Raw genomic sequence first — 26,435 nt, forward strand, 5'->3', positions numbered from 1 at the left:
GGTTTGGTCGAGTAGCTACCTATGTATGCACTCAAGACCGAAGATTCTCAACATCGTTTTCTTAAAACGCTCACGCCCTGGTCGCAACTCATTACCAATTCAGCGATTACAGCTGTTCGATTCGGGCGTTGGCCGGTCGGTGAGATGGTCGAATCCGCAGCTTCAGGGGAGGATGCGGCGGATGGAGGACGTCTCACCGAACTGTCCGTTGCGTCCTTTGGGTTGGTATCTTTGTAAGGCGTCTTTCTAATGCTCGTGCGAGACTCCGCCGCCGGAGTGATCGTTTTCGAGCCGTTCGACGAGGGTCGCAACCCCTCCATAAGCGGGCGCCTGGGTCTGCGGTCGCTCCGGCAGGGCGGTTACTTTGTCTCGGACAATCTTGTCACGTCTAGAGACACGGCTACGAGCTTGGTCGGCCGCGAACTGCTTGGTCTCAGCCTTCGCTAATCTCGCGTCCGCGACTGCAAAGCGTTGGTCGACGTTTGCGCGGACTTCAGCGAGTCGTTGACGTTCCTGCTCAAGGAGCTTGCGAAGCCACGACGTGTGCAACATGAACTGCCGTCACGCGGCCCGGCATCGAACGGTGGCCCGCCCATTTGCTGAATCTTAAGTGCGAGCCGCGTGCGCTCTTGCGGCACGGCTGTGCGTGTGTGGGCCGTTCAGAGCGGCCGCGCCTTCCACTGCTTGTGCCGGATTGTCGGCCAGCAGTCTCTCGATCTCGTCTCGAGTCGGCGCAGATGGCTGGGCGCCCATTCGGGTGACTGCAATTGATCCCGCTGCGTTGGCGAAGCGAACCGCGGCAAGCATCTCCATTCCCTCCGCTAGCGCAACGCCGAGGGCCCCGTTGAAGCAATCGCCGGCGGCCGTTGTGTCGATGGCGGTGGCGGCAAATCCTGCCACGTGGCGTCGCCATCCGGGAGTCGCGACAAACGCCCCTTTGGAGCCGAGGGTGATGACGACGACTCCGACGCCTTTGCCGAGTAGTAGGTCAGCAGCTTGGCTGCAGCTGGCGTCGTCGACCACTTTAACGCCGGTGAGCAATTCTGCTTCAGTCTCATTGGGCGTCAGGACGGAAACCAGCTTTAGCAATGCGTCGGGAAGGGGCTGAGCAGGCGCAGGGTTTAAGATAACGGGAACGCCTTTCTCAGCCGCCGATTCAGCGGCAGCTTGCACCGTCGTCAGCGGCGATTCCAATTGCATCATCACGACGTCAGCCGCTCGAATCGAAGTCTCGGCCAAGCGAACGTCGGCTGACGAGAGCATGGCATTCGCGCCGCTGCCCACGGCGATGCTATTCTCGCCGCCCTCGCCCACGAAGATGAGCGCGACGCCAGACGGGCGCTGATCGCGACGGACATGCTCGACGTTGATTCCACACTCGACAAGCCCCGTGATCGCCTTCTCGCCGAACATGTCTTCGCCCACGCGCGCCACGAACGTCACGTCGCCGCCCGCCCGTGCTGCGGCCACTGCCTGATTAGCTCCCTTGCCGCCGGCCGCGGTTAGGAACTCGCCCCCTAATCGCGTCTCGCCTGGGAGCGGGATGCGGTCGAGCTTAATGATCATGTCGGTGTTCGAGCTTCCGACGACGACAATTTTAGCTTTCATCAGTATTCGCAACCAATTCTCTAGTGAAATCTAGTGGAACTGAATAACGGAGCCACGATTCAGATCAGGCTTGCAACTTCGAAGCAATCAACCTCCCTATCACCAGAAGGTAGAAGAAAACAACGCCGACAAGCAAGCGGTTCGTCTTCGTCGAGGATCGCCGGCGTTTGTATCGGAATCGTCGTCTGATCATCGGTGATCGTTTCGTCTGCCTGTTCGATCGACAAACCATGCTGCCGAGCTCGAACGGCCGCCCCGCGCTCGGTAGCTGCGAAGACGGGGTTCGATGCCTCAGCGACCAAAATCGCATTCAAGCCAGACTTACGACTCCGTAAGGAACGGTCGACGTGACTCGCTTGAACCCCTAATCCTTTGGCGGCCAGCAGCACGCCCTCTTCACTCTTCACGCTGATGCGGCACTGACGCGCTTTGCCCGCGGCCGCCATTTGCTTGAGTGCTACCGGCCCAGCGGGCATCGCACGACTCCAAATAGCCAGTCACCCATATTTTTCCAAATTTCTCTTGCACAATCGTTTGTGCAAGTTCATATTGCACAAAGCGAACATAAAAGTCAATCGTTTCGGTGACAGCGGCGTACTGACGATTGCTCTCCTCAAAACCTACTACTCACAAACGATTCCCTCTCAGCAACTGGCCTTGGCGGCGAGTGCTTACACGCATCGCTTTTTAAGGAATTTTGGTGCCCTGGCGGGAGCTCCTGTCGCGCATCGAAGCCAGTTCGCAATGCGGCGATTGAATTCGGAATTAAACTTCCTGAAGGACAATTGAGATGGCACCATACGGTATTTCCACGGCACGTTTCCTGCTGGCTTGCTTATCGCTAGCTGTCGCATCTCAAGTAGCGCACGCACAATATGTGTTCGTACCCAACGGTACGGCGACGCCCAACTGGAACGGCGGCAATCGATGGACCGTTGGCGGCTCGCCAACCGGCGCTGTCTTCCCAAACGCGATGGACGCCGCCGCAGAAGTTAACGTTCCGTTCTTTACCACCGACGGGACCTTGGGGACCAACGTTCCCGGAGGTATCACGGTCGGTTCGCTTAAGATTATCAATGCCGACAGCAATCTCAGCACGTCGATCGGCGGCGGAACGCCTGGCACGCTGACGTTTCAGGTTAGCTCGGGATCGGCCAGCTACACCGAAACTGCTGGCGTCGGCAACGGAGCCACAACGGTTCGTCCCGTGATCGTGTTGCTCTCGAATCTCGTCGTGACGCAGGATAACGTCGATAGCGATGCGCTCAATGCGGGAACTGTCTTCACGAATAAAATCAATGCCGCCGCCGGCATCACCTTTACGAAGGCCGGAAACTCGAATCTTTCGATCAACAACACGACCGCTTTGGGCGCGGGCGAAGGGTTCTTCGGCAGCTATGTGATTAACCAAGGCGCCATGCGATTCATCTCGAATACGCTACTCACGAACGCGGAAAGCTTTACCATCAACGCCGGCGGTCAACTCCAAATCGGCGCCGCCGTGACGGACATCAACCTTGGAGCAGGGGCCACGCTGAAGCTCAACGGAACGGGGGTCGTCGGCGGTCCCTCGAACAACGACGGCGCCCTGCGCTTCCAACTAAATACAGGCGTCACGACCAACTTCAACAGCCCCATCGAATTGCAATCCGCCGCAAACATCACCGTCAACAACAGCGATTCCACTGCGGTGGCGAAGTTGACCAAGGCGATCAGCGGCACCGGCGGCCTGACCAAAACGGGGAATGGCGATCTCTACCTGACAGGGACTGATTCGAACACGCATGCAGGCGGGACGGGCGTCTCTGCGGGCATGCTGTTTCTGAACAAGACTGGAGGCGCTACCGCTGTCCCCGGCACGCTCAGCATTGGCGGCACATCAGTGGTCGTCCTCCAGCAGGATCATCAAATTGCCGACGCGGCCCTTATTCGATTTACCTCCACCACTGGTCAAGGAACGATTCGCCTCGGCACCAATCGACAAGAAGCAGTCGGCGGCCTCCTTTCCACGAATGCTGGCGCCGGCGTCATCGAATCGAACAGTCTTCAAGCCGATTCGCTCTCGACGCTGACCGTCAACGCGGTCATGACCTCGCGTTTTGAAGGCGTGATTCGCGACTCAGGCAACACGGCGACGATTCCGGGCAAGCTCGCCCTCGCCAAGTCGGGCGTCGAGTCGCTCGAACTGACCAACGCCAATCTCTACTCCGGTGGAACGACTGTCTCCGGCGGCGTCTTGCTCGTCAACAATACGACAGGTTCGGGCGTCGGCACGGGAGCGTTGACTGTTAATAACGGCGGCATCATCGGCGGGCGCGGATTCATTGGCACGGGGGCAGCGCCGGTGGGAGTAAGCGTTGCGGGGGGCGTTATCGCCCCCGGCGACGCCGCTCCAGGTATGCTCACGATGAACGGCAACGTCACGCTCGACGCCGCCTCGAGCATCACGTTCGATATTTCGGGCGCTGTTTCCGGGGCAGAGTATGACCAACTGGTCGTCAACAACGACCTCAATCTCGGCGGATCGACGTTGAATTTCTCGTTGGGCGCGTTCGTTCCAACGGGCATCGAGTCGTTCACGCTGATTTCCAAAGAGAGCGAAGGGGCGATCACCGGCGTCTTTAGCAATTACAGCGAAGGCGCCGCGGTAAACCTGGCTGGCGTCTCTTATCTGTTGAGCTACACGGGCGGCAGCGGCAATGACGTCGTCCTCACGCTCAACACCAGTACGCCGACACTGAACGCCGACTTCAACGACGATAACGTCGTCGACGGCCGCGACTTCTTGATTTGGCAGCGCGGCTTCGGCGCTCCCGGCGGGTTAATACAAGGCGACGCTAACGGCGACAACGTCGTGAACGACGCCGACCTCGCCGTCTGGAAGGATCAGTTCGGTCAGGCCGCTGCACAGCCTGCCGTCGGGGCAGTTCCGGAACCGGCAAGCTTGGCCTTGATCGCCTCGGCGGTTGGCGGCCTCTTGCTCGCTCAACGGCGCCGTCGTTTGAGCTGAGATTACCTCACGATGAGCGCGCAGTGAGCGATTGCGCTGAAACGCTCGGGCACCAGCGTTGAACGAGAGCCGGATTGGCAGGGGCAGAGGTTACTCAACATGGCTCGATACCGAACGACGCGCGAAAAAACTTCGGCAGGACGCGCCGCGGCGATTAGCCCAAAAGGCTTCACGCTCGTTGAACTCTTGGTAGTCATCGCCATTATTGGCGTGCTGGTGGCGTTGTTGCTCCCTGCCGTTCAGGCGGCTCGCGAGGCGGCCCGCCGTTCGAGTTGTACCAATAATCTACGCCAGATCGGTCTTGCGGCGCTCAACTACGAGTCGGCAAATAAGGCGTTTCCGCTTGGTCGGCCCAAGATTTATCCAACTCCAGGGGTCAACAACACGCAGTGGGGACATTTGTCACGGGTGCTGCCTTATGTTGAAGGCTCGAGCATCCATTCGCTAATTGATTTTACGAAAGCGCCAGCCGCGCCGGCCAACGCGCAAGCGGTGATGTCGAAGATTCAATTTTTAATTTGCCCCACCGACACGGAAGATCGAGTGAATGGCACTTTCTGCGCTGCGACGGGTGATCAGTACGATTGGGGACGCACCAGCTACCGAGGCAACGGCGGAAACCAACCGGGACAAACAGCCGAACCGACCGCCGCCCTTCCGAAGCCCGAGGAACTAAACAACGGCATCTACATCACGAATGTCATCGTTAAGGCGTCGCACATCACCGACGGCCTCTCCAACACCGCCATGTACAGCGAGAAAGTCCGCGGCGACGGCAATGAAACCAACGTCGAGGTCGCTAGCGATTGGTTCAAGATCAGCGGCACAGGGGCGTCGGCCGACTCGATCTACACGAGTTGCTCGGGGGTCATTCCTGCCAATCAGACGTCGCGCGCCACGCAATTTCCCTGCAGTGGCCGCAATTGGACGCACGGAGATTACTCGCCCACCAGGTATAATCACATCATGCCCCCCAACGGCAACAGTTGTACTCAAGCGTCCTCCGGCGGGAATCTCACGGCGACTCCCGTGAACGAGGACGGTGGCGCCACGACCGCCTCAAGCCAACACAGCGGCGGAGTGAACGTCACCATGGCCGACGCCAGCACCCGGTTTGTCGGCGACTCCATCGATCGGTTTGTCTGGAACGCGTTGGGGTCGCGCGACGGCGGCGAGACCGTCGATATGTCCTATTAGCGCGGCAACTTGTTCCAAGATTTCGGCGAGGCTGGCAGTGGTTAAATTCGTTCTGTTTGTGGCAGCCATCCTGGGTTGTTCAGTTGTTCAAGCCGCCCCCGCTGCCGGCAAGAAACCCAACGTCATCCTCATCCTGGCGGACGACTTGGGGTGGACCGATCTCGGCTGCTACGGCAGCGATCTCTACCAGTCGCCCAATCTCGACCAACTCGCCGCAGACGGCGTCCGGTTCACTGCCAACTACTCCGCCTGCACCGTCTGTTCGCCGACGCGGGCGGCGCTGCTGGCCGGACAATATCCCGCACGGCTCCACGTGACCGACTGGATTCCGGGGCTGCCGCCGGGCAATCCGAAGCTCCTGGTCCCCGATTTCACGAAGCACTTGCCGCTGGAGGAAACGACGCTCGCCGAACTGTTCAAGAGCGCCGGTTACCGCACCGCGTCGATCGGCAAATGGCATCTCGGCGGCGAGGAGTACTATCCAACCAAACATGGCTTCGACGTCAACGTCGCGGGCGACGACTCGCCGCAGCCCAAGCCGGGCTACTTCGCGCCGTATGCCATCAAGACGCTCGCGCAAGGTCCGAAGGGCGAATACATTACCGACCGTCTCGGCGCCGAAGCGGCGGAGTTCATTCGCTCGAGTGCGAAGGAACCGTTCTTTCTGTACATGCCTCACTTCGCCGTCCATACGCCGATCCAGGCGAAGAAGGGTTTGATCAAACAGCACCAGGCGAAGGTCACTCCCGATCTCAAACATCAGAACGCCGCGTATGGCGCCATGGTCCAAAGCATGGACCAAACGGTCGGCCGCATCCGTAACTTGCTAGAGAAGCTGAAAATTGCCGATAACACGATCATCGTCTTCGCCTCGGACAACGGCGGTCGCATTCCGACCACATCGAACGCACCGCTTCGCTACGGCAAAGGCTCGGCGTACGAGGGAGGCGTTCGCGTCCCGCTGGTCATCTACGCGCCCGGCGTCACGACTGCGGGCAGTGAATGCGACGTCCCCGTGATTACGATGGACATTTATCCGACGCTCGCCCAACTGGCTGGACTACCGACGCCGAAGGATCAGCCGCTCGACGGGGTAAGCCTCGTTCCCTTGCTCGAAAAATCGGGCGGCCTCGCCGATCGCGATCTGTTTTGGCACTACCCCCACTACCAACATTATCAGCAGGGCGGCGCTACGCCGTACGGCACCATCCGCCGTGGCGACCTCAAGCTCATTGAGTACTACTCGGACGGCCGCTGCGAGCTGTACAACGTTATCGACGATATCGGCGAGACGAAAGACTTGGCCAGCGCGATGCCGCAACAGGTCGAAGAACTGCGTGGCGCTCTTCATCAATGGCGCGATTCCGTCGGCGCGCAAATGACGCAGCCCAACCCCAACTACGATCCTACCCGGCCCGAAGATGCTCGGGAGTCGGCGCAGAATCGTGCGTCGAAGTAGTCGGCGCCTTCCCGCCTGCAAATTCATCATTCGGCCGCTGCGATCGAGATCCCCGCCGAGAGACATAGAGAGTCATTCGCCATGAAGCATTCCATGCTGTTCCGCATCTTCGCCGCTTGGTGCGTCGCTATCTTGGCTCCGGAGTTCGGCCAGGCCGCCGACGCTCCCGCGAAGAAGTCGCCGCCGAACATCGTCATGATTCTTTCCGACGACCAAGGCTATCGCGACTACGGCTTCATGGGCCATCATCGAATCGAGACGCCGCGCCTCGATGAGCTAGCAAGCCAAAGCCTCACTTTCACGCATGGCTACGTTCCCAGCAGCGTTTGCCGCCCCAGCCTTGTGTCGATCGTCACAGGTCTCTATCCGCATCAACATCGGATTACCAGCAACGATCCGCCGCCGAACCCGGACGAGGCGAAGCGGCTGCAGATGCGCAACGAACAAATCGCCTACATCGACAAATCGCCCACGCTTCCCCGCCTCCTCGCGCCGCTGGGGTACACGAGTTTTCAGGCTGGTAAGTGGTGGGAAGGCCACTACAACCGCGGCGGGTTCACCGAGGGGATGACCCACGGCGACGCCAGCCGTAAGGGTCGGCATGGCGACGAAGGCCTGCAAATCGGTCGCGACGGCATCACGCCAGTGCGCGAGTTCCTCGATCGGACCGAGGGCAAACCGTTCCTCTTGTGGTACGCGCCGATGATGCCGCACTTGCCTCACAACGCGCCGGAGCGGCTCGTGGCCAAGTATCGCGAAAAGGCTTCCTCGAAATTTGTGGCCAGATACTTTGCAACCGTCGAATGGTTCGACGAGACCTGCGGAGAAGTGTTAGACGAACTCGACAAGCGAGGCCTCGCCGACAATACGATCGTCGTCTACGTCACCGACAACGGCTGGATTCAAGATCCCAAGAGCTACCAAGCCGGGGGACGTTCGAAACTAAGTCCCTACGACGGCGGCTTGCGAACGCCGATCATGGTTCGTTGGCCCGGCAAGGTGGCGCCGAAAATGGTCCCGACGCCCGTTTCCAGCATCGACATCGCTCCCACCATTCTCGACGCCGTCGGGTTGAAGCCGACTGCGGACATGGAGGGCGTGAACCTTCTGGATAGCCAAGCGGTTGCCGATCGGAAGGCGATCTTCGGCGAGACCTTTACTCACGAGGCAGTCGACTTGCATCGACCGTCGACCAGCTTGGAGCATCGCTGGTGCGTTTCGATGCCTTGGAAGCTGATCATTCCCAACGCGGCAAACGAGCCGGACGGCCAGGTTGAACTGTTCAACATCAAGCAAGATCCCAAAGAGGAGGTCAATCTTGCGGCGGAGAATCCTGAGGTCGTCGCCAAGTTGACCAAAGAGATCGACGACTGGTGGGCGGCGAAGGATTAGTCTCAGAGGCTTCAGTCGCGCGATAAATGCAAGGATAGTGCGCGAGGCGCCTCCGGCGCTGACGTGCGCTCCTCCACAGTCAGGGTGGCGCTTGCTGAGCGAATCTTGCGATCGAGAGCAAGGGGTGACAAGCAGCTGGCTCAGAGCGCTGCTTCTGCCTTTTCCTGCTGCTGTTCGGCGGTTCCCGGGGGTGACGAGATTTTGTCAGGGAACGTCACCTTCTTCTCCTCGGCGCACCCCACGCATCCGGCAATGACGAACGACAGTAGCAGAATTGCGCGGGCGCGTTGCATGGCATTCCTTTCCAATAAGCAGCTTGATCGGTCGACCGAATGTGCACTACAGGGCGTCGGCACTAACCGATTCTTCGCCGCGGATGGTGGACAGCGATTGAAACAGAGTCGTTTCGATGCTTTTACTCAATGGCCGGACTGAGCCATCCGCGAAACAAAATAGCACGACGTCGCCCGAGTGGACCGAACCGTAGTACCAACGTTTTGTGAAGTAGACGCCGCCCTTGGCCAGCGTTTGTTCGAATGCCAAATCGAGGCCATTTTTGGTAGGCATCGTTCCCCACCCGGCCCAAGCGTAAGCCTGGACGAAGCCGCTGTAACTTCCAGATGTGTCTTCATCGTCGGGAATTGATGAGCCGATTGTTCCTGGCGCCTCGCCGAACATCAGCGTTTGCGACAACCCATCAATGATTTGACCGGGGCGTATTTTCGATCTAATTCCGAAAATTCCGATGAGGTCGTCATCGACGGGTCTGGAGACGCCATTCATCTGGTAAGTGTATTTCTGGCCCGTCGCTGGTCCCACTTGTCCCCACACGCCGGAACTCCCTAGGTAGTGGGTGATCCCGACATTCTGTTCTGGTAGGAATCCCCATGAGGTGATTTCCAAGAAGCCGCTGTCTCCCAGTTTGCCGTAGACCTTATTGATCCGTGACCGTTGCGGTAGTTCGGAACCCACGCTGGGGCAAAGCAGCGTCGAGAGTTGCGCGTGCGCTGCCTCCCAAGCCGTGGTTGAACTCAACGAGTAGAACGCTTCATCGTACGCATCAACTCCGAGTTTGGTGTTGGCTGAGAACATCGAGTAGACGCTTTGCGCTTCCATGTACGGCAGTAAGAACGTTATCACGCCTGTATGTTGCTGCGGCCGCAGTTGGCTATCCTGACTCGCGTTTTGATTGGCGTAGTTAAAGCTCGACAAATGTCCGGGAAATCGCTTGTTTGCCGATTCGTAGTTAAGAGCGGCAAACCCAGTCTGTCTGATGTTACTTGTGCAACTACTTCGGCGCGCCGCCTCGCGTGCTGCCTGTACCGCCGGTAGAAGCAGGGCGACCAATACGCCGATGATGGCGATCACAACCAGTAGTTCGACGAGCGTAAAGCCGCGCAAGTTGCGGCGGATCGAAACGGCGGACGTCGATGCCAACGGCATGCTGACCTCAAAGGGTTTGAACGCGAAAGCTCGGCGTCGTCTCGCATCCGCCGAGCGGACGACGCGATCGTCGTCCTGCTGGCTTGTGCAGGCGACAACGTGCTTCAAGCTAGTAGTCGAAGGGGTGGAAATCAAGCGAGCGTCCCCTTCGCGCGGAGTTCGGCGGCCATCGCTTTGTCTATCTTTCCCAGGTTGCGATAAACGCTGGCGAGCGCCTGATGGGCATCGCTGAAGCGGGGCGCCTGCTTCACACATAGCTCGAGCGCTTCCACTGCTCCGGCGTCGTCGCCGAGCGCCGTCAGGGCTTGCCCGATCGTCAGGTGGACCCGCGGGAAGTGGTGGACCAATTCAGCCGCGATAAGTGCGTCGTCGAGCGCCGCTTGCGGGTTGCCGAGTTCGAGCTTCGCACGGCCCATTCCCGCGTAGGCGACCGGGCTATCGGGATCGATCGACAATGCTTTTTCGAACGCGGCGATCGCCCGGTCGTAGCGCTTCGTGGAGAGGTAGACTTCGCCGAGCTTGATGTGGAGCCCGGGCAATCGAGGTTCGGCGGCGGTCACGATGCCCAGATGCCGCAATGCTTCTTCCGGATTCCCTTCCGCAAACTCAAGCGTTCCCAGCATCATGTGAAGTCGCGGTTCGTTCGGCGCTGCGGCAAGCAAACCCTCAATGGCGGAGCGGGCTGCCGTGCGATCGTCAAGGCCGAGATAGCACGATGCGGCGAGCAACCGCGTGGGCCCGGCGTCACGAACGCTCGCATCGAGCCCGTCAAGCACCTTGATCGCGCGGGCGAAGTCCCGCGAATCGACGAGCGACTGGGCGAGGTTGAACTGGTTGCAAGCGATCGTATCGCGGATCGTCTTCTGCACGTCGTCGCTGGGGGCGTCGACGTAGCCGAGCGCCGCGAGCTGGGCAAGGACTGTTTGATTTTCGACGGGATCGATCCGCAAGTCGGGCGGATGGAGGCCAGCGTCGCCTTCGACTTCCTCCCACGATTCGATCCGCTCACGCGGCGTCTGGTTTTCCAGTACCTCGGCGAGGACGCGGCCTGGCATATCGTACGCAGCCGGCAGGCCAAGCAGGTGGAGCACCGTTGGCGTCACGTCGAGGATGCTCGCCCCGTAAAGCCGGGCGCCGCGGCGAATGCCGGGGCCTTGCGCCGCGAGAATGCCGAACGGTCGATGCCAGTCGGTAGGTCCCGACTGACCTTCGCGCGGGTCGGGACGGAGGTGGTCGTTGTAGTAGCCGTGATCCGACATCAAGATGACCGCGGTCTCCTCGCCGGCGAGCGTCAGCAGCGTCTGCAGCATCATATCGTGGAAGCGATAGATGCCCGTCATGCAGTGGCGATAGGCCTCGAACTCGGCGTCGCTTACCTGCTTCATCTGCGGCGGGTGGCAGTGCATGAACTCGTGACCAAAGCGATCGATTCCCTCGTAGTAGACCGCCGTGAAGTCCCACTCGGTCGAGGTCATCAGGTGCGTGGCGACGGCGTGAATCGTCGCCGTCTGGGCAAGCATGTGCTGTAACTTGCCGAGGCGATGCTCAGGCTGATTGAGCAACTGCGCGGCGCTTGGCACGAACGGCAGCAGCGCCGTGGCGTCGATCTCGCCTGGCAGCACGCGGAACGCCGCCAATTGTTCCGCGACTTCAGGCGGATGGATTGCATGAGCGGCGACTGGCGACGGCACGTCGTCGGCGACGGTGAACTGCTCGAACTGATTCGAAGCCATCACGCCGGCGATCGGCTCGGCCGGATGCGAGGCGTACCAACCGACGACGTTCGAGCGGAGCCCGCCTTGCGTGAGGATGTTCCAGAGGGCCTTACACTTGCGGCTGGTGCTCGCCGCGGGCCGTACGCCGCTGCCGTCGGGCGTGGGTTCGGTGAAGCCGTGGACGCCGTGCTGGTCGGGGCGTTTGCCGGTGGCAATCGTGTTCCATAGCATCGGCGAGAGAATCGGTCGCGTCGTGGCGAGGTTGCCCCAAGCGCCGGTCCCGAGGAGCGACGCAGTGGTCGGCATTAATCCTTGCTCGATGAGCGGGTGGATCATTTGCCAATCGGCGGCGTCCCACCCGACGAGGAGCACTCGCCGCGGCCCGGAGGGAGATCGAACTGGTTCGATCGGCTTCACGACGACTTTCGGCGTCCGTGGCGCCGCCGCAAAATTTCGAGCCCCCCTGCCCCAGCCGCGAGCAGGCCGAGAGCGCCTGGTTCAGGAACGGCCGCGACTGTTGGTGCTGCAGCGACGCCATTGCCGTACGCGGACTTCCAATCAGCGAGGTCGGCCGCGTCGTAGGGATCGCCGAAGCTGCGCTGCCAGACGAGGAAGTCGGCGCCGTTAACGACGCCGTCGACGTTGAAGTCGCCAAGGCCGCCGGCGCCGGCAGTGATTGGCACGCCGGTTTCATTTTGCCAAGCCCAGTCGTGGACGATGAATGTTCCGGCAGCGTTGTTGATGGAAACGCGAATCCACGCGTAGTAGAGATCGGTCGGGCCGATAGGAAACGCGAGGCCGATGTACTTGTTCTCAGCGTTAATGAACTGGGCGTTGGGGTTAGCGCTGCCGAGTGCGAGCGAGAAAGCAAAGCCACCGAGCGTAGACTGATCGATCACCTCTCCGGCGTTCAGGGCCGTTGCGTAGTTGAAGAGGTTCGCCGTAAATCCAGAGACGGCTCCAGGAGAGAACGGGATCGTTCCTCCTTGATAGTTGCCTGCAGCAAAGATGTAGTTTTTCAGGACGATGTCGTTGTAAGCGTCGTCGTTGAACCTCAAGGCTTGCCGGTTCCCTTGAGCAATCGAAATCTCCTGGAGCCCGGAGTAGACGACCGCGCCTTCGGCGTCAGTGCCCGAACCCGCCGCAGCAACGGTCGCCGCTAACGCATAGCCTGTGCGACGGCGCAGCGCGGCCGCGGAACTTGAAGCGTGTTCAACGCTCATGTGATGATCGACTCCATATCAGAAATCGCTGGTTGCCGACCGCAGCGGTCGGCAACCAGCGTCAATTGCTAAGCAGAAACGACGCCTCGTCACGCGGGAATGCGCTGACGAAGCGAACGAACGGCAACGACAGACTGCCTAGGCAGCCGCTTTTTGCCGACGGATGGCCGCGATGCCGGCGGCGCCGCAGGCCAGTAGGCCGAGCGTGGCAGGTTCAGGAACCAAGCCCGCGCCAGCGGCGATGCCGGCGCCCGCAGTGCTCTCGTAGGCCCAGTCCTTAACGAGGAACGTGCCGGCGGCGTTATTCACGTCGACGCGCACCCAACCGTAGTAAGTGTTCGAGCCGGAGGGAAAGCTCAATCCCAAGTAAGCGTTGGTCACGTTGTTGAACTGTGCGTTGGGATTGGCGGCGCCAAACGCCATCGAGCCGAAGAATGACGGACCCAACGTCGAGCTGTTGATGGGGCTGCCAGCGGTCAACGCCGAGGCGTAACTAAGGCCGCTCGTAAATCCGACAAGCTTGCCGGGCGAGAAAGAGACGGTTGCCCCTTGGTAGGGACCGCTTCCGAAGACGTAGTTCTTCAACAACAGGTCGTTGAAGCCATCACCATCCAGATTAATCGTCTGGGAGTTGCCAGAGTTGATGCTGATGTTCTGCGGGCCCGAGTAAATGACGGCAGCATCGGCATCCGTTGCGCCGACGGCAGCAGCGCCGGCAGCCAGGGCGTAGGCCGCCCGGCGCTTCAACGCCGACGGCGCTGAAGAAGCAGCTTGATCTAATTGCATGAGCGTTACTCCACACGAATCACTGGTGCGAACTCAACACGCCCACTCGCCAATCTCAGCCGCCTCCAGCGAAGATGGGAACCCCGAAATCTGTTCGGGGTCACGGGCGAGTATAGGCGGAACGGCGATTGTGTTCAAGAAAACGACGCCGGATTGCCGTTCAACCAACGACGCCCTGCGGCAGACCGTAATCGACCGGTCAGCCCCAAACCGGCAAAGGCGGCGGTCATCAGCAGCGCTCCGATCGGCTCGGGAACAGTGGCCACGGCTGTCGTTATGGGGGAAGTCGCCCCGAAATGCTCCCGCCAGATGGCGAGGTCATCGGCGTCGTAACTGCTCCCGAAGCCGCTCTGCCATACGAGGAAGTCGGCCCCGTCGACGTCGCCATCGAGGTCAAAATCGCCCGGCAAGGTCACGACGGGCGTGTGGGCGACGCCAATCGCCAACTCATAGAACTGCAGGTTGCTGCTGTCTCCCGCCACCCGGACGAAGTAATCGGCGGCTGTCGGCAGCTCGATGTCCGTGAGCAACTCGGCTACGCCGATCGGCTGCGTCGCCGCCGACGCGAGGAGCGTCGCGACGCCGTTGACCAGTCCATACAGCTCCAGGCTGAGGTTGCTCGCTTGGGCGGCGTTCGTCGTCGTGTAGCTATTGTTCGTACCGCCGATCCGCTCGTTGTAGCTCGCCCCGCGAGGCGTCAACGTGAGGTCGACGCTCGAGGGTTCGGTAACGGTGAAGGCGAAATAATCGACGTCGTTAGAGTTCGCGATGCTGACGAAATTCGTCTCATTCTCCAAGACGAGCGTGCCCGTGGCGGCGTCGGCGCCGAGCGTTAGCGTCGCGCCATCCGCAATGATGCCGAGCGGCGTCGCTTGAGCGATCGAACCGTTACCGCCCGCGCCGGCGAGCCGTTCGTACTTGTCGCCGTAGAGCCACTGAATGCCGCGAATGTCGTCGAGTTGCGGCCCGTCGAACGAGTTATTCGAAAAGCCTTCCATCAGGAAGGCGGCGCTGTTCGAGTCGACGTGCCCCAGCCCGAACGAGTGGCCGATCTCATGCATCAGCGTGTTTCGCATTGCGCGATAGTTGTTCGCCGAGGCGCCAAAATAGGGGCTATCGCCCGTATCGACGGTGAGATCGGCGCTGGGGATAAACCCCGTCATCGCATTGGTTCCGCCAACGCCGTCGATGAACTTGCCGGCGAGTCGCACATCGCCGCGGATGCCGAGGGCGCCGGCAAAGTTGCCGTGCGTTGCTCCGTCGTCGGTCGCTTCGAATGCGAACGTCAGCCCACTGAGATCGGTCCAGCGGGTAAACGATTGCGAGACTTGTCCGAACCAGGGCCGCAGCGTGAGGTCCGATCCACCGCCGGCGTAGTTGAACCGGCCGTCGAGGAACGCCACCAGGTTGCTGACGCCGCCGCTAGAAAGCGGCGTGCCGTCGGGGACGAGGCTCCACGTGAGCGTGACGGGGAACCCTACGGCCGCGGTCGGCGACGAACTGGCCGTCGAAGCCCAGCGTCCGTTGGAATAAAAGGCCGCCGCATCGCCGGCGCTGATCAGCACGGCGGCGGTGACGCCGAGAAGTACATTGAGAGGCAGACGCATCGTCGGGCAGAGTTCAGCTAGAGAGTTCGCCTCCGCCCAGCCTAATCATTGAAAGGCGACTCTGCACGGCTATGGCGAGACGATTTCGGCTCCCCGTGATCGCGTGAAGCACGAAATCTGCAGACAAATGGCGCCGAACATCGCCAAGCAGGGTCCGCAATGCTAGAATCTGCCCGCTCGACGCCCCGCAAACGCGGCGTCGCCTGGAACGCTTCTCCGCACGCCAATCGCCGCCATTTTCCGCCCGAGCCAACCGATCATGCCCATCGACTCTTACGCCAAAGACGACATCTTGACGATTCGTATTCACGACGAGCGTCTGATCGATCCTGAGCAGTTAAAACGACTGTTCGACGACATCTACACAGTCATCGGCAAGAGCGAAGAAACCCAGGTCGTCGTCGATTTCAAGGCGGTCAAGTTCATGGCCTCCGCGATGCTCGGCAAGCTGGTCGCCATGAAGAAGAAGTGCGACGAGTTCAAGGCGAAGCTGAAGCTTTGCAGCGTGGCTCCGGAGATCTTGGAAGTCTTCAAGATCACCAAGCTGAACAAGGTGTTCGACATCCAGTCGGACGAAGCGACGGCCCGTAAGTCATTCTCGAAGCGGGGCTTCTTCGGCTAGGTCGTTGTGCTGGGGCTAAACGCACAGCGAGCGGACGATTGCGACATTCCTGGGCGACAGTTGCCTACGAGATTGTCATCCGCAGGCGGGTAGGCGTCGGCCGAGCGCCGCTAAGTCCCTGTCGGAGCGACATTTGTGGCCGGACGTGCAGATCGGCGCACCAGTTGCGTTGCTGCGCTGGCGGGCATGCCGTAGGCGGCATCACCAGCGGGTCACGGTGACGATGAACGCTACATTCCTCGGTTGTTTCCACATTTCTCAAGGCTTCCAGTTGCGTCGATTCTCGGTTTATTTAGGCCTCCTATTCGTCGTGCTTGCCAGTGAATCTGCCGTCGGCGCCGACCCTGAGCTGATGCAGCCGGCAACGCTGGTGCGCAGCATCCCAGCGGCGGCATCCGCGCCGCGGCTTTTTATTGGTGGAGCTACTTTGGCAGCATCCGCCCGCGACGAAGCGGCGTGGAACTCCACAACGCGAGCGGCGAACTTAACGCCTGTAACGCTGCGTTCTCAATCCCTCCGCAGCGCTGCCGCCAAACCAGAGAATATCGGCCGCCTTTTGACGCCTGTTTCGACTCGATCGCAGTGGGCGTCCACCAATTCACATTCGTTAACGAGTGCGACTGCTGCTAAGCATGCCGCACCTTCCGCGGCTCATCTACAGTCACTCAATCAACCCGCCGGGCACTCAGGAGCCAGTTATACCCCAGCGCACCGTTCAACGACCGGGCTTGCTCACGTAATGCCAGCCCTCCTCGAACCTGCGCCGCATGCAGCCGGGGGCGTCGATCGTTCGGTGTTCGTCTCGCAAGCGACGCTCAATCCCGGCTCCTTCTCGACCGCCAGCGGCGCTGCGTCGTTTACTTCGGGCGTGTCGCAACAGCCCTGGTCGCCCGCGCCGGCTCGCTGATTTCTTGCCTCTCGGAAATAGCGCAGACTCCATTCGGCTAATAATGGTATCCTCACGGTCGCCGGCGGATGTTGCGCGCCGAACGCGCACCGTCTGCGCGGATGATGGGCCTCCCAGCTGTCGCCGCTCCCGTGAACGCGAGAAATGCGCGTTCTACTTGGTGGCGCATAAGTTGCTCCCACACTGCTGGTTGGCCTGTGCTGACTGCCCGCCGCCAACGCCTTGCCGCTGCTGTACAGAAGACAGACGCTTGCCATGACTCCAGACGGAACTCTCGCTGCCGCCCGCTCCCGCCATGCTAGCCAACCCGGCGGCGCCGAAGCCTCGGCGGTTGGGTTCGACGCCTACGACGTCGGCGACTTCTACGACGAGATGTTCGACGCCGATCGGAAGCCCCGCGCACACTACCGGGCGCTGTACGATCGCTTCTGGCAGCTTCGCACCGACGAACTCGAACGTCGCCAAATGGCGGCCGAACGCTCGATGCGGCGGCTCGGCATCACGTTCAGCGTCTACGGCGATCAAGAAGGCTCGGAGCGGATTATTCCGTTTGACATTTGCCCGCGGATCATCCCTGAGGCCGAATGGAAGTGGCTCGAGCGGGGCCTGAAGCAGCGGATCATCGCGCTTAACAAGTTCATCGACGACATCTATCACAAGCAGTCGATCGTCCGCGACGGCGTGATCCCTGAGTTCGTGGTTCGTAGCTGCGCCACCTTGCGGCAGCAGTGCATGGGCCTCGATCCGCCGATGGGGATTTGGTGTCACATCACCGGCGTCGATCTCGTGCGTGACCGCGAAGGGCAGTTTTACGTTCTCGAAGATAATCTTCGCTGCCCGTCGGGCGTCTCGTACGTTCTGCAGAATCGCCAACTCATCAAGCAGACGTTCCCGCAGATTTTTGAGCAGGCTCACGTGCTGCCGGTCGACGATTACTGCAGCCGGCTGCTCGATGCGCTTCAGGCGCAAATGCAGCACCGCGTTCGCCAGCCGCATGTGGTGCTGCTGACGCCGGGTTCGTTCAACTCGGCCTACTTCGAGCACTCCTACCTTGCTCAGCAGATGGGCATTCCGCTTGTCGAAGGGCGCGATCTCGTCGTTCACGACAGCTACGTTTATATGCGAACGACGCGCGGGTTCGAGCGGGTCGACGTCATTTACCGCCGCATCGACGACGACTTCCTCGATCCGCAGGCTTTCCGCGCGGACTCGATGCTCGGCGTCCCCGGTCTGATGCAAGCCTATCGCGAAGGGCACGTCGCACTGGCGAACGCCCCCGGCGCCGGCATCGCCGACGACAAGGTGGTCTACGCCTACGTTCCCGAGATCATTCGCTACTATCTCGACGAAGAACCGATCCTGCCAAACGTCGAAACGTTCGTCTGTTGGGATGAAACGCAGCGGAACCACGTCCTCGCCAACCTCGACAAGATGGTGGTGAAACCGGCCAACGAGTCGGGCGGCTACGGCATGCTCATCGGTCCGCGTTCGACGAAGGAAGAGCAAGCCACCTTTGCCGAACTGATCAAAGCGAAGCCTCGCAACTACATCGCGCAGCCAACGCTTAACCTCTCCCGCGTGCCCGTACTCACCGAGAACGGCATGGAGGGGCGGCACGTCGATCTGCGGCCGTTCGTCATTTACGGCAAAGAGATTTACGTCCTGCCGGGCGGGCTCACGCGCGTCGCGCTCCGCAAGGGGTCGCTCGTCGTCAACTCCTCGCAGGGCGGCGGCAGCAAGGATACTTGGGTGATGAGCGATCGCCCTGCCCCGGTCCCGGCTCCCGCTGTTGCCCCTGTCACAACCTAATCCGCCTCGAAATCTTACTGCTCTGAACTCATGCTCAGCCGCGTCGCCGAATCGATCTACTGGATGAGCCGCTACATGGAGCGGGCCGAGAATGTCGCGCGCTTCATCGCGGTCAACCTCAACCTCAACCTCGATATGCCGGGCGCCGGCGAGCAGCAGTGGTTGCCGCTGGTGATCACCACCGGCGACCACGAAGCCTTTGCCAAGCAATACAAAACGGCGACCAAGCAGAACGTTATCCGCTTCCTGACGTTCGATCGCGAGAACCCGAATTCGATCATGTCGTGCGTCCGCTCGGCTCGCGAGAACGCCCGCGCCGTCCGCGAAAGCATCTCGTCGGAAATGTGGGAGCACATCAACCGCTTCTACCTGATGCTCCGCGAGAGTGGCGCCGAATCGGCGGCGTTCGAGGAGTCGTACGATTTCTTCGATCAGATCCGCTTCTCCGGCCAGCAATTCATGGGGATCACCGACGCGACGATGACCCACGGCGAGGGATGGCACTTCTGCCGGCTTGCGCGGCTCATCGAGCGGGCCGACAAAACGTCGCGGATCCTCGACGTCAAATACTTCATCTTGCTGCCGAGCCCCGCCGATGTGGGGACGCCGTTCGACGATATCCAGTGGTCGGCCCTGCTCCGCTCCGCGAGTGCGCTTGAAATGTACCGGCAGCGGCATGGGCGGCTGGAACCGGCTTCGGTCGTGCAGTTCCTGGTGCTCGATCGCGAGTTCCCGCGGGCCGTGCTTTACTGCCTGACGAAGGCGAACGAGTCGCTCCACGCGATCTCGGGCTCGGCGATCGGCGGATTCGTCAACAAGCCTGAGCAACAACTCGGCCAACTCCGGGCGGAACTCGCCTACACGTCGTCGCAGCAAATCATCGAACGCGGCCTCCACGAGTTTGTCGACGATTTGCAGAAGCGGCTCAACTCGATTGGCGAGGGCATTTCCGATACGTTCTTCGCGATGCGGACGATCGACGTCGCGGTCCAGCGGCAAACGCCTGCCACGCAATCGCAGTTTCAGCTGGCGACGTAGTAACTTGGCGACGTAGTAACGCAGCGCTCACGATTCGCACCCATTGAGTGAGAGAGATCGCTGATTCATGAGGAGTCGGCGTGCGGCGAGGAACACTCGCTGCAACCAGGACGAGGAAGGAGACCTCCAGGCGGCTCAAGTTTCGGCAGTAGCGCCCCCGCGCGGCGGGGGCGATTCATACCCCGTACTACAAGGCAGCCCAGGTCATGGAATTGGAAATCTGGCACTCGACCAGGTACGACTTCTCGGAAGCGGTCTTCTTGGAGCCGCATGTGCTGCGGTTTCAACCGCGGAGCGACGGGGCTCAGCTGCTGCAGGAGTTCTCGCTCGACGTGGATCCGCAACCGGCGGGGATGTCGTCTGGCCTCGACTCGGCGGGCAACACGGTGACCCATCTGTGGTTCGACGGCGTTCATCGCTCGTTGACCATCACGTGCCGAGCGTCGGTCGAAACGTTGCGCGACAATCCGTTCGACTTCCTTCCCGATCATTGCCGCTCGCGGCTCCCGGTCTTCTATGCGGCGGAGTCGGATGCGCTGCGGCCGTACCTCCACCGCAACCCGCACGGGCTCGGCGAACCGGATCAAATCGCGATCTTCGCCTCGCGCATCCGCGATGCGGCGCGGGGCGAGTTGGTGCCGCTGCTCACGTCGCTCAACAACACCATCTTCGAACGCTTCGAGCGCGTCACTCGGCAAGAGCCAGGCGTTTGGTCGCCGGAGCGGACATGGCGCGAGAAGCGCGGAGCCTGTCGCGATCTGGCGGCGCTCTTCGTCGACGTCTGCCGCTCGCTCGGCATCGCGGCGCGGTTCGTCAGCGGGTATGAGGAGTCGGAGCTCTATCGCGACGGGGGCGAGCTGCACGCTTGGGCGGAAGCCTATATCCCCGGCGCCGGGTGGCGAGGGTACGATCCGTCACGCGGGTTGGCGGTTGCTCAGAGTCATGTCGCTGTGGCCGCCGCGGCGGCGGCCGCGGGCACTGCACCGATTGTTGGCACTTATCGCGGTTCGGGAGTGACGGCGGAGATGGAGACGGAAGTTCGCGTGGAGCGGCGGGTGGAAGTCCTCGCGTAACTTGCGGCCGGCGATTCGGATAATGGATGTATTGGGGGTATTTTAGCCCCGGGCTCCGCCCGGGGGTTGCAGTTCGCGGGGCGACGATTGCCGGCATGGCATCCGACCCCCGGGCGGAGCCCGGGGCTAGGGGAAACGCACCGCCTACTGGTACTTCCACAACCCCATCGCGGGGTCGCGGACGAAGAACACGCGCTCGCCGTCGGCGGTTTCATTCCAGCCGTCGGCGAGCTTCGTCACATCGTACTTTCGGCTGTACTCCGTCAGGTCGCCGTACTCGTAACAGGCCGCTTCGACCTCCGCCTTCGACAGCCCGCCGGGGCAGTACGTCACGCGGAACCGCTTCTCACTCGAACCATGAATGAGATGCGCCGCCGCGGAGAGGTTATCCTGCAGCTCCGCGTTCGCCTCGACCGCCGCCAGCACCTCGGGCGTCGTCATGTAGCCGTACTTGCGAATGAGGCGATCGATCTCGTGGTCTTCACCGAACATCCGCACGCCGGGCGCCAGGATGATCAGCTCGCCGCCGTCGGCCATCGCCATCCGCGTGCGGTAGATCGCCTTGTTGCCGAGCCACGTGCTCGGGAACTTCTCGGGGTCGAGGTAAACGACGCACTTTTGAAACGGCTCGGGCACGACGGTCACGTTCACCGCGAACGCCAGCTCGCACGCCCGCCAAAAACATTCGGGATCGTCGCCGACGAACAGCCCGCGCATCACCGACTTGCCGGCCGCGTTCGGCCCGATGACCGTCTGGATATAAATGACGGGCAGCTCGGGGCAAAAATGCTCCTCGGCGTAGTTGAGGATCCGCCGCAACGGCGTATCGCCGCGGCCCATCATCCGTTCCATGCCGTAGACGGCGCCAATGTAATGGCTCTCGTTGATCCCCTTCACGCCGCCGGCGCCGACGAACAAGTTCTTGTTGTAGTTGGCCATGCCGATCACCTCGTGCGGCACCACCTGCCCGATTGACAAGATGAGATCGTGCCCGCCGCGCGAGATGAGGCGATTGAGTTGCGCCGGCCATGGCTCGCTGTAGATACCCTCGGTCGCCTGCGAGACAAACTCCGCCGGCACCGTGCCGACCGTCTCGACGTCGGTCCGCCAATTGTGGTAGCGGAAGAGCTCGGCCGGAATCGTGGGAAACATCTTCGTGCGATGCTTCTCCGACATTTCCTCGTGCGTGCCGAGCGCGGGGAGGACGTCGACGAGCCGCTCGCCGTAGTAATCGTGAGCGATGCACGACAGCTCGCCGGCCCGGCTGGCAAACCGCGAGTAGTCGGGCGGCACGAGCAGCACCCGTTGCCGCACGCCGAGCCGATCGAAGACGTCGCGCAGCGCCGCGCGGCACTCGTCAAGCGAGATTTCGGTGGTGGGCGATCCGAGTGCGAGGTAAAGCGACATGCGGCGATCCAGCGAATGACGAGCAGCGGTGAAACTCTTTAGTTTAGCGGAATGGGATGGGGGCGGAATGTGGTGGAGTGAGCCGTGGTTGATTGAAAATGCGGAGAGTTGACCGCGGATCACGCGAATTTGCGCGAATGGGGAATGATTGAGGAACCGGATTTTTCCTCGCGCTGCCTCCCCACTTACTTTGTGTTGCTTCGTGTGATTCCGTGTCTCTCTTTTTGGCGTCGATTTGTTCGTCATGTCGCGTCGACGTCGCTTTGTGTCGCGTTTTGCATTTTTGGCGACACTAAGCGGAAGTCGTTGCGGCGGTTGGAGTTGCAGGCGGCGAATTGAGGCGACACGCGGGGCGACAGGCGACACAAGTCTGTCGCTCCGCGAGCGGCCGGCGTCGCATTGTGTCGTCGATTGCTTTTTGTCGCTTTTCGCGTTTTTGGCGGCACAATTCGGAACGTGTTGTTGGGATTGGAGTTGTGTTGTCGCTTAGGGTGCCACTGGCGTGTCGCCAGTGGGCAGTCGGTACTCGTTCTCCATTACTTAAGTGTCGCAAGTGGCCTTGTCGTTCAGGCTGCTTGCGAGTCGGTCGATAGCCCCGGCCGTGAGCGAACTTCGCACTGGCGACACGCCATTGGCACACGGCGCAGTTAGTGGGCATATGCTCCACCGTAAAGGAAGAAGCGGCTGAATCCGAGCTGCCAGTTTCGGCCACCCCGCGGCGGAGGAGAGAGGGGATTTCAAGGGTGGCCTGTCGTCGCGCGATGGTCGACAGGGCAGAGCACGTTTGTAGCCAGCATGACTGGTTTGCCAACACTCACGGGTTGGGCCCCGAACGGCGGACTATTAAAATGTAACGATCCAGTTTATTCTTTTTCTGCTGTGTCGACGTGGGGCGGCACGAGGAGAATGAAGCCACAGTTTTTGTAGGATGGAACGTGGAGCGCTTTGATGCAATTCGACGGCGTTGGTGCGATGTCGTCCTCTTAGGAGTGATGGGGGCGCTAGCTTGGCAGCTCCTTGATTACGTCGGAAACTCGTGGTTTTTTCGGGTGCAGGCAGCCATTGTCCATTTCGTGGACCGGTTTCCTGTGCTGTCCGGCATTTACATTGCGATTGTCGGATTTCTAGCAATCAAGTTACTTCGCTCGTTGGGGGGCTTCCGGTTAAGGCATCTACGTTATTTGAGTTACCCATCGTCTCTTTGGGGGGGATTCATTGCCGGAATAGTGCTGTTCGCGATGCGAAGATCAGGGCTTCTAGTTGCAAGTTTCGATAAGGTCGACTGGATCACAGTACTTACCTCAATATCGCTACTAGCCCTCATCGCAATCATATACGAGTTACCTGCGGGCAGTTATCTCTCATCTTTGTTCGACAAGTTGAGTCGCTGGCTTAGCTGTAGGCGTGTGAGTGCCACAAGCTCTGAGCTAGCAGAGAGCTGGTCTGCAATCGAGCGGCCTATTGAGAGTGCGGACGACGATCGTTTTGATCATCAATTTATCGCGAAGCGAATTACCCGGCGGCTACTGGGAGAATCGAAAGCGACCGTTGGAATTGTTGGCGAGTACGGCAGTGGCAAATCTAGTATCGTCAACATGGTGAAGCAGCAGGCGTCGTATGCGACTGAACGAGAGCTGTGGTTCTGCGAAGTGGAGTGTTGGGGGTTCCACGATGCATCCGCAGCAATCGAAGGAATTTTAGAAGGGATTGTGCAGCGGATTGGCGAGCAGATTGATTGCGCTGCTATGAGCACGCTACCATATCAGTATGCGAAGGCAATTTCCGCGACGCATCCATACCTCAACGCAATGGAAAGCCTTCTCGGCAAGCGGACTGAGCCGGAGAATATCATCAACGAGTTAGATCGCGCCTTAATTGCATGCGACGTTCGTCTGGTTGTTGCAATTCAGGATCTAGACCGCAATGCCGGAGCGAAGTTTGACACTTCCGCCGTCGCCGCCCTGCTCGCTAGGTTTCGAGATAGTACCCAAATTTGTTTTATCCTGGCAGCTGGGCGTCTGCCCGAACTTGATTTCACCAGATTGTGTGAGCACATCGAGCCGATACCGCGATTGCCTCGCAACAAAGCAAAAGAGGTTCTAAGCCGCCTTCGAGAAGATTGTCTGCAGTTTTTCAAGGACGAGGATATCGATTTAGGATCCGCTGAACAGCGACGGCAGTTCGATACTGAGGTAGCTTTAGGTTGGTTCCGCCCAATTACAGAGTCAATAGTGGCCTTGGTGAACACTCCGCGGAAGCTCAAGTTCCTCGACCGTCGTGTTCGTGTTGCGTGGGAATCTTTGCATGGTGAGATCGACATTGATGACTTGATAGTCGTTACCGCGCTTCGGTATAGCTCGCCTGAAGCGGTCGACTTTCTTCACCAATATCGCCACGAACTAGTGTTTGGCGCAAACGAAGGGTACGCCTCCTCTTTAGGAGAGAGGCAAGAGGAGCAAAATAAACAACTAGCTGCAAGATTTGAAGAAGTTATTGCTAGTGCCCCTGGGGATTCCGATTCACTGCGACATTTAATTGATTTTCTGTTTCCGGGCGCGAGTAAGATTTTAGGAGGCAGGAGCTCGCTAAATCGAAATTCACTTCAAGGGGTTTCGGCCCGATCGCACGTCGACTACTGGAGCCGTGCATTCGCCGAAGAGATATCGCCTAATGAAATCAGAGATCAAGAAGTCATAGACTACATAGATGATTGTAAAGTCGACAAAAATGCGATCAAGAAGCTTGCCAATCGAATGATTGAGTCTGAGGCGTTCTGCAATGGGTGGGAGTACTTTGCTTCTCGCATGCCCTCTCCAGACTTGTATCAACTTGCGGAGACTTTGTTTAAGGTGCTTTTGGACAAGCATGGGGCGAGTGCTAGTGGGGAGCACTGGGCGATTATCCGCGTTTGGAGAGTTGTCAATCGCCGGCCAGCTCAGACACGTGATCGCCGGCAATGGCTAGTAATTCAGTTGCGCAAAGCATTGCGCCAAAGCTTAGGGTTCTACAACGACATCTTCCACTACTGGACAGGAAAGCATGGAATCGTTAGCAGTAGCGAAGTGCAGACCATGAGGGACGAGATGCTGGCGTACGCTCGCCGTTACTTTAGCGCGGGCCGCGCTAGTGCTTTTGTTAAATCGCTTAGTCCGCAGCATCCCGGAGCGCTTAGGCATTTTGTGGTACCTCATGAGCATTATGAAGGCTTGGTGGCTCCTGCGAGTGCAGGTCAATGGGATTGGTTTTTGCCAACTCTCCAGCGCGCCGTTCGCACAGCTCCCGAACTCGTTCTCCCACAGCTGACTAGGTTGATAAGCAAAGATATTGATCAGAGTCACTTCGATGAAGACCATATGGCGCGTGTGTCCTTTCGGACTAGTGTTGTCGACCGTGATTTAACACACGCAATATTTGGCACGAGGAAGAAATGGATATTAGAAAAGATCGTCTCTTTCCCATTCGAATCTACCGTCGATTTGGACCTTGAAAGATCAGTGGCAGTTCGCGAGTCCGCACGAGAGTGGCTGGATGAGTTGCGATAGTTCATCAATAGCTGTTTCTCTTCAGTGTATTAATGAGATCGTTTAAGCAGTGGCTGGCATGTCGTCGCGGAGCTTCGGCATGCGAGGGCGCTGGTTGAGTTTGATCTTGAGCTCAGCATGCTCACGCCTGGAAGGGCGAGAGCATGGCGCCCGATGATCCTGTTTCTGCATTGTCGGGCGCGTGGGGGCTACGTTGCTTGGTGTGGTGGGCGCTCCCCTGGCGGAGCCAGGGGCTAGAGGAACGCGGGGACATAGTTCGCGATTGGGACTTGGCTTGCGCGGTGCGGTATCATCGGGCCCATGGACGAGTTCCGTGACATGGCGAGGTCTCCGCAGCATCGGCGGCGGTTTGAGCGGATGCTTTTGCTCGCGGCGGAGCGCGGCGACGCCGATCTCGTGGCGGAGCGGCTTGGGTGGGGCGTCGATCCGAATGCGACGTTTGCCCGCGGGCGGAAGCCGCTCATGGCCAATGTGCGGGGGGCGTGCCCGAGCGCGGCGACCGTGTGGGCGCTTTTGCGGCACGGGGCCGACGCGGCGTCGACTGACGAGGCGGGGTTGTCGCCGTCCTAACGACGGTTCAGGCTCTTACTCAGCCGG

23 protein-coding genes are annotated in these 26,435 nt (G+C 60.1%); 13 read left to right on the top strand and 10 right to left on the bottom strand.

Features of this window, described 5'->3' with window-relative positions; translation table 11 throughout:
- Positions 1-21 precede the first annotated feature (21 nt).
- Positions 22-237, top strand: coding sequence for a hypothetical protein (locus ACQY7R_RS00885; protein WP_428303714.1), 216 nt, complete (start codon positions 22-24; stop codon positions 235-237).
- Between the two features lie 9 nt (positions 238-246).
- Here ACQY7R_RS00885 and ACQY7R_RS00890 read toward each other — a convergent pair whose 3' ends face one another.
- From ACQY7R_RS00890 to ACQY7R_RS00900, 3 genes are read right to left on the bottom strand one after another with little or no spacing between them, the layout of a single operon-like run.
- Positions 247-552 carry a hypothetical protein gene (locus tag ACQY7R_RS00890; RefSeq protein ID WP_428303715.1) on the bottom strand — a complete coding sequence of 102 codons (306 nt, stop codon included), beginning with the start codon at positions 550-552 and terminating at the stop codon, positions 247-249.
- A 54-nt stretch (positions 553-606) separates the two neighbouring features.
- Positions 607-1,608 (bottom strand): ribokinase, encoded by a 1,002-nt coding sequence (gene rbsK, locus ACQY7R_RS00895; RefSeq protein WP_428303716.1) that lies wholly within the window; start codon positions 1,606-1,608, stop codon positions 607-609.
- A 59-nt stretch (positions 1,609-1,667) separates the two neighbouring features.
- Positions 1,668-2,054 carry a hypothetical protein gene (locus tag ACQY7R_RS00900; RefSeq protein WP_428303717.1) on the bottom strand — a complete coding sequence of 129 codons (387 nt, stop codon included), beginning with the start codon at positions 2,052-2,054 and terminating at the stop codon, positions 1,668-1,670.
- Between the two features lie 103 nt (positions 2,055-2,157).
- Between ACQY7R_RS00900 and ACQY7R_RS00905 the strand changes: the two genes are divergently transcribed.
- From ACQY7R_RS00905 to ACQY7R_RS00925, 5 genes are all read left to right on the top strand, one after another.
- Positions 2,158-2,397, top strand: coding sequence for a hypothetical protein (locus tag ACQY7R_RS00905; protein ID WP_428303718.1), 240 nt, complete (start codon positions 2,158-2,160; stop codon positions 2,395-2,397).
- Position 2,398: 1 nt separating this feature from the next.
- Complete coding sequence (locus ACQY7R_RS00910) at positions 2,399-4,618, top strand: beta strand repeat-containing protein (RefSeq protein WP_428303719.1); 2,220 nt, start codon at positions 2,399-2,401, stop codon at positions 4,616-4,618.
- A 99-nt stretch (positions 4,619-4,717) separates the two neighbouring features.
- Positions 4,718-5,815, top strand: a complete 1,098-nt coding sequence (locus ACQY7R_RS00915) for a DUF1559 domain-containing protein (RefSeq protein WP_428303720.1) — start codon at positions 4,718-4,720, stop codon at positions 5,813-5,815.
- A 37-nt stretch (positions 5,816-5,852) separates the two neighbouring features.
- Positions 5,853-7,274, top strand: a complete 1,422-nt coding sequence (locus ACQY7R_RS00920; RefSeq protein ID WP_428303721.1) for a sulfatase — start codon at positions 5,853-5,855, stop codon at positions 7,272-7,274.
- 81 nt (positions 7,275-7,355) lie between these two features.
- Positions 7,356-8,666, top strand: a complete 1,311-nt coding sequence (locus ACQY7R_RS00925) for a sulfatase family protein (protein WP_428303722.1) — start codon at positions 7,356-7,358, stop codon at positions 8,664-8,666.
- A gap of 140 nt (positions 8,667-8,806) precedes the next feature.
- Here the strand turns inward: ACQY7R_RS00925 and ACQY7R_RS00930 are convergent, their stop codons facing one another.
- The 6 genes from ACQY7R_RS00930 to ACQY7R_RS00955 all read right to left on the bottom strand — a co-directional run bounded on the left by ACQY7R_RS00930 (position 8,807) and on the right by ACQY7R_RS00955 (position 15,440).
- A complete protein-coding gene (locus ACQY7R_RS00930) occupies positions 8,807-8,959 on the bottom strand; it encodes a hypothetical protein (RefSeq protein ID WP_428303723.1) in 153 nt (50 codons plus the stop codon).
- Positions 8,960-9,005: 46 nt separating this feature from the next.
- On the bottom strand, positions 9,006-10,109 hold the full coding sequence (locus ACQY7R_RS00935; protein ID WP_428303724.1) for a DUF1559 domain-containing protein: 1,104 nt from the start codon (positions 10,107-10,109) through the stop codon (positions 9,006-9,008).
- A 131-nt stretch (positions 10,110-10,240) separates the two neighbouring features.
- Positions 10,241-12,241, bottom strand: a complete 2,001-nt coding sequence (locus ACQY7R_RS00940; protein WP_428303725.1) for a tetratricopeptide repeat protein — start codon at positions 12,239-12,241, stop codon at positions 10,241-10,243.
- Positions 12,238-13,047: a PEP-CTERM sorting domain-containing protein gene (locus ACQY7R_RS00945; protein WP_428303726.1), complete on the bottom strand. Its 810-nt coding sequence runs from the start codon at positions 13,045-13,047 to the stop codon at positions 12,238-12,240. The genes ACQY7R_RS00940 and ACQY7R_RS00945 overlap by 4 nt, the downstream gene beginning before the upstream one ends.
- A 138-nt stretch (positions 13,048-13,185) precedes the next feature.
- Positions 13,186-13,833 carry a PEP-CTERM sorting domain-containing protein gene (locus tag ACQY7R_RS00950; protein ID WP_428303727.1) on the bottom strand — a complete coding sequence of 216 codons (648 nt, stop codon included), beginning with the start codon at positions 13,831-13,833 and terminating at the stop codon, positions 13,186-13,188.
- A gap of 134 nt (positions 13,834-13,967) precedes the next feature.
- Positions 13,968-15,440, bottom strand: coding sequence for a matrixin family metalloprotease (locus tag ACQY7R_RS00955; RefSeq protein WP_428303728.1), 1,473 nt, complete (start codon positions 15,438-15,440; stop codon positions 13,968-13,970).
- Between the two features lie 259 nt (positions 15,441-15,699).
- Between ACQY7R_RS00955 and ACQY7R_RS00960 the strand changes: the two genes are divergently transcribed.
- The 5 genes from ACQY7R_RS00960 to ACQY7R_RS00980 all read left to right on the top strand — a co-directional run bounded on the left by ACQY7R_RS00960 (position 15,700) and on the right by ACQY7R_RS00980 (position 20,889).
- Positions 15,700-16,062, top strand: coding sequence for an STAS domain-containing protein (locus ACQY7R_RS00960; RefSeq protein WP_152099339.1), 363 nt, complete (start codon positions 15,700-15,702; stop codon positions 16,060-16,062).
- Positions 16,063-16,801: 739 nt separating this feature from the next.
- A complete protein-coding gene (locus tag ACQY7R_RS00965; protein ID WP_428303729.1) occupies positions 16,802-16,969 on the top strand; it encodes a hypothetical protein in 168 nt (55 codons plus the stop codon).
- A 372-nt stretch (positions 16,970-17,341) separates the two neighbouring features.
- Complete coding sequence (locus ACQY7R_RS00970) at positions 17,342-18,778, top strand: circularly permuted type 2 ATP-grasp protein (protein ID WP_428304972.1); 1,437 nt, start codon at positions 17,342-17,344, stop codon at positions 18,776-18,778.
- Between the two features lie 30 nt (positions 18,779-18,808).
- On the top strand, positions 18,809-19,816 hold the full coding sequence (locus ACQY7R_RS00975; protein ID WP_428303730.1) for an alpha-E domain-containing protein: 1,008 nt from the start codon (positions 18,809-18,811) through the stop codon (positions 19,814-19,816).
- Positions 19,817-20,022: 206 nt separating this feature from the next.
- The gene (locus ACQY7R_RS00980) at positions 20,023-20,889 is read left to right on the top strand and encodes a transglutaminase family protein (protein WP_428303731.1); all 867 of its coding nucleotides are present in this window, start codon (positions 20,023-20,025) and stop codon (positions 20,887-20,889) included.
- Between the two features lie 144 nt (positions 20,890-21,033).
- Here the strand turns inward: ACQY7R_RS00980 and ACQY7R_RS00985 are convergent, their stop codons facing one another.
- The gene (locus ACQY7R_RS00985; protein WP_428303732.1) at positions 21,034-22,296 is read right to left on the bottom strand and encodes a D-mannonate epimerase; all 1,263 of its coding nucleotides are present in this window, start codon (positions 22,294-22,296) and stop codon (positions 21,034-21,036) included.
- A gap of 1,088 nt (positions 22,297-23,384) precedes the next feature.
- Between ACQY7R_RS00985 and ACQY7R_RS00990 the strand changes: the two genes are divergently transcribed.
- Together ACQY7R_RS00990 and ACQY7R_RS00995 are read left to right on the top strand one after the other, a co-directional pair.
- On the top strand, positions 23,385-25,838 hold the full coding sequence (locus ACQY7R_RS00990) for a P-loop NTPase fold protein (RefSeq protein WP_428303733.1): 2,454 nt from the start codon (positions 23,385-23,387) through the stop codon (positions 25,836-25,838).
- A 318-nt stretch (positions 25,839-26,156) separates the two neighbouring features.
- Positions 26,157-26,408, top strand: a complete 252-nt coding sequence (locus ACQY7R_RS00995; protein ID WP_428303734.1) for a hypothetical protein — start codon at positions 26,157-26,159, stop codon at positions 26,406-26,408.
- Positions 26,409-26,435 lie beyond the last annotated feature (27 nt).

It is taken from the genome of Lacipirellula sp. (genome assembly GCF_965279485.1).
Classification (GTDB): Bacteria; Planctomycetota; Planctomycetia; order Pirellulales; family Lacipirellulaceae; genus Lacipirellula.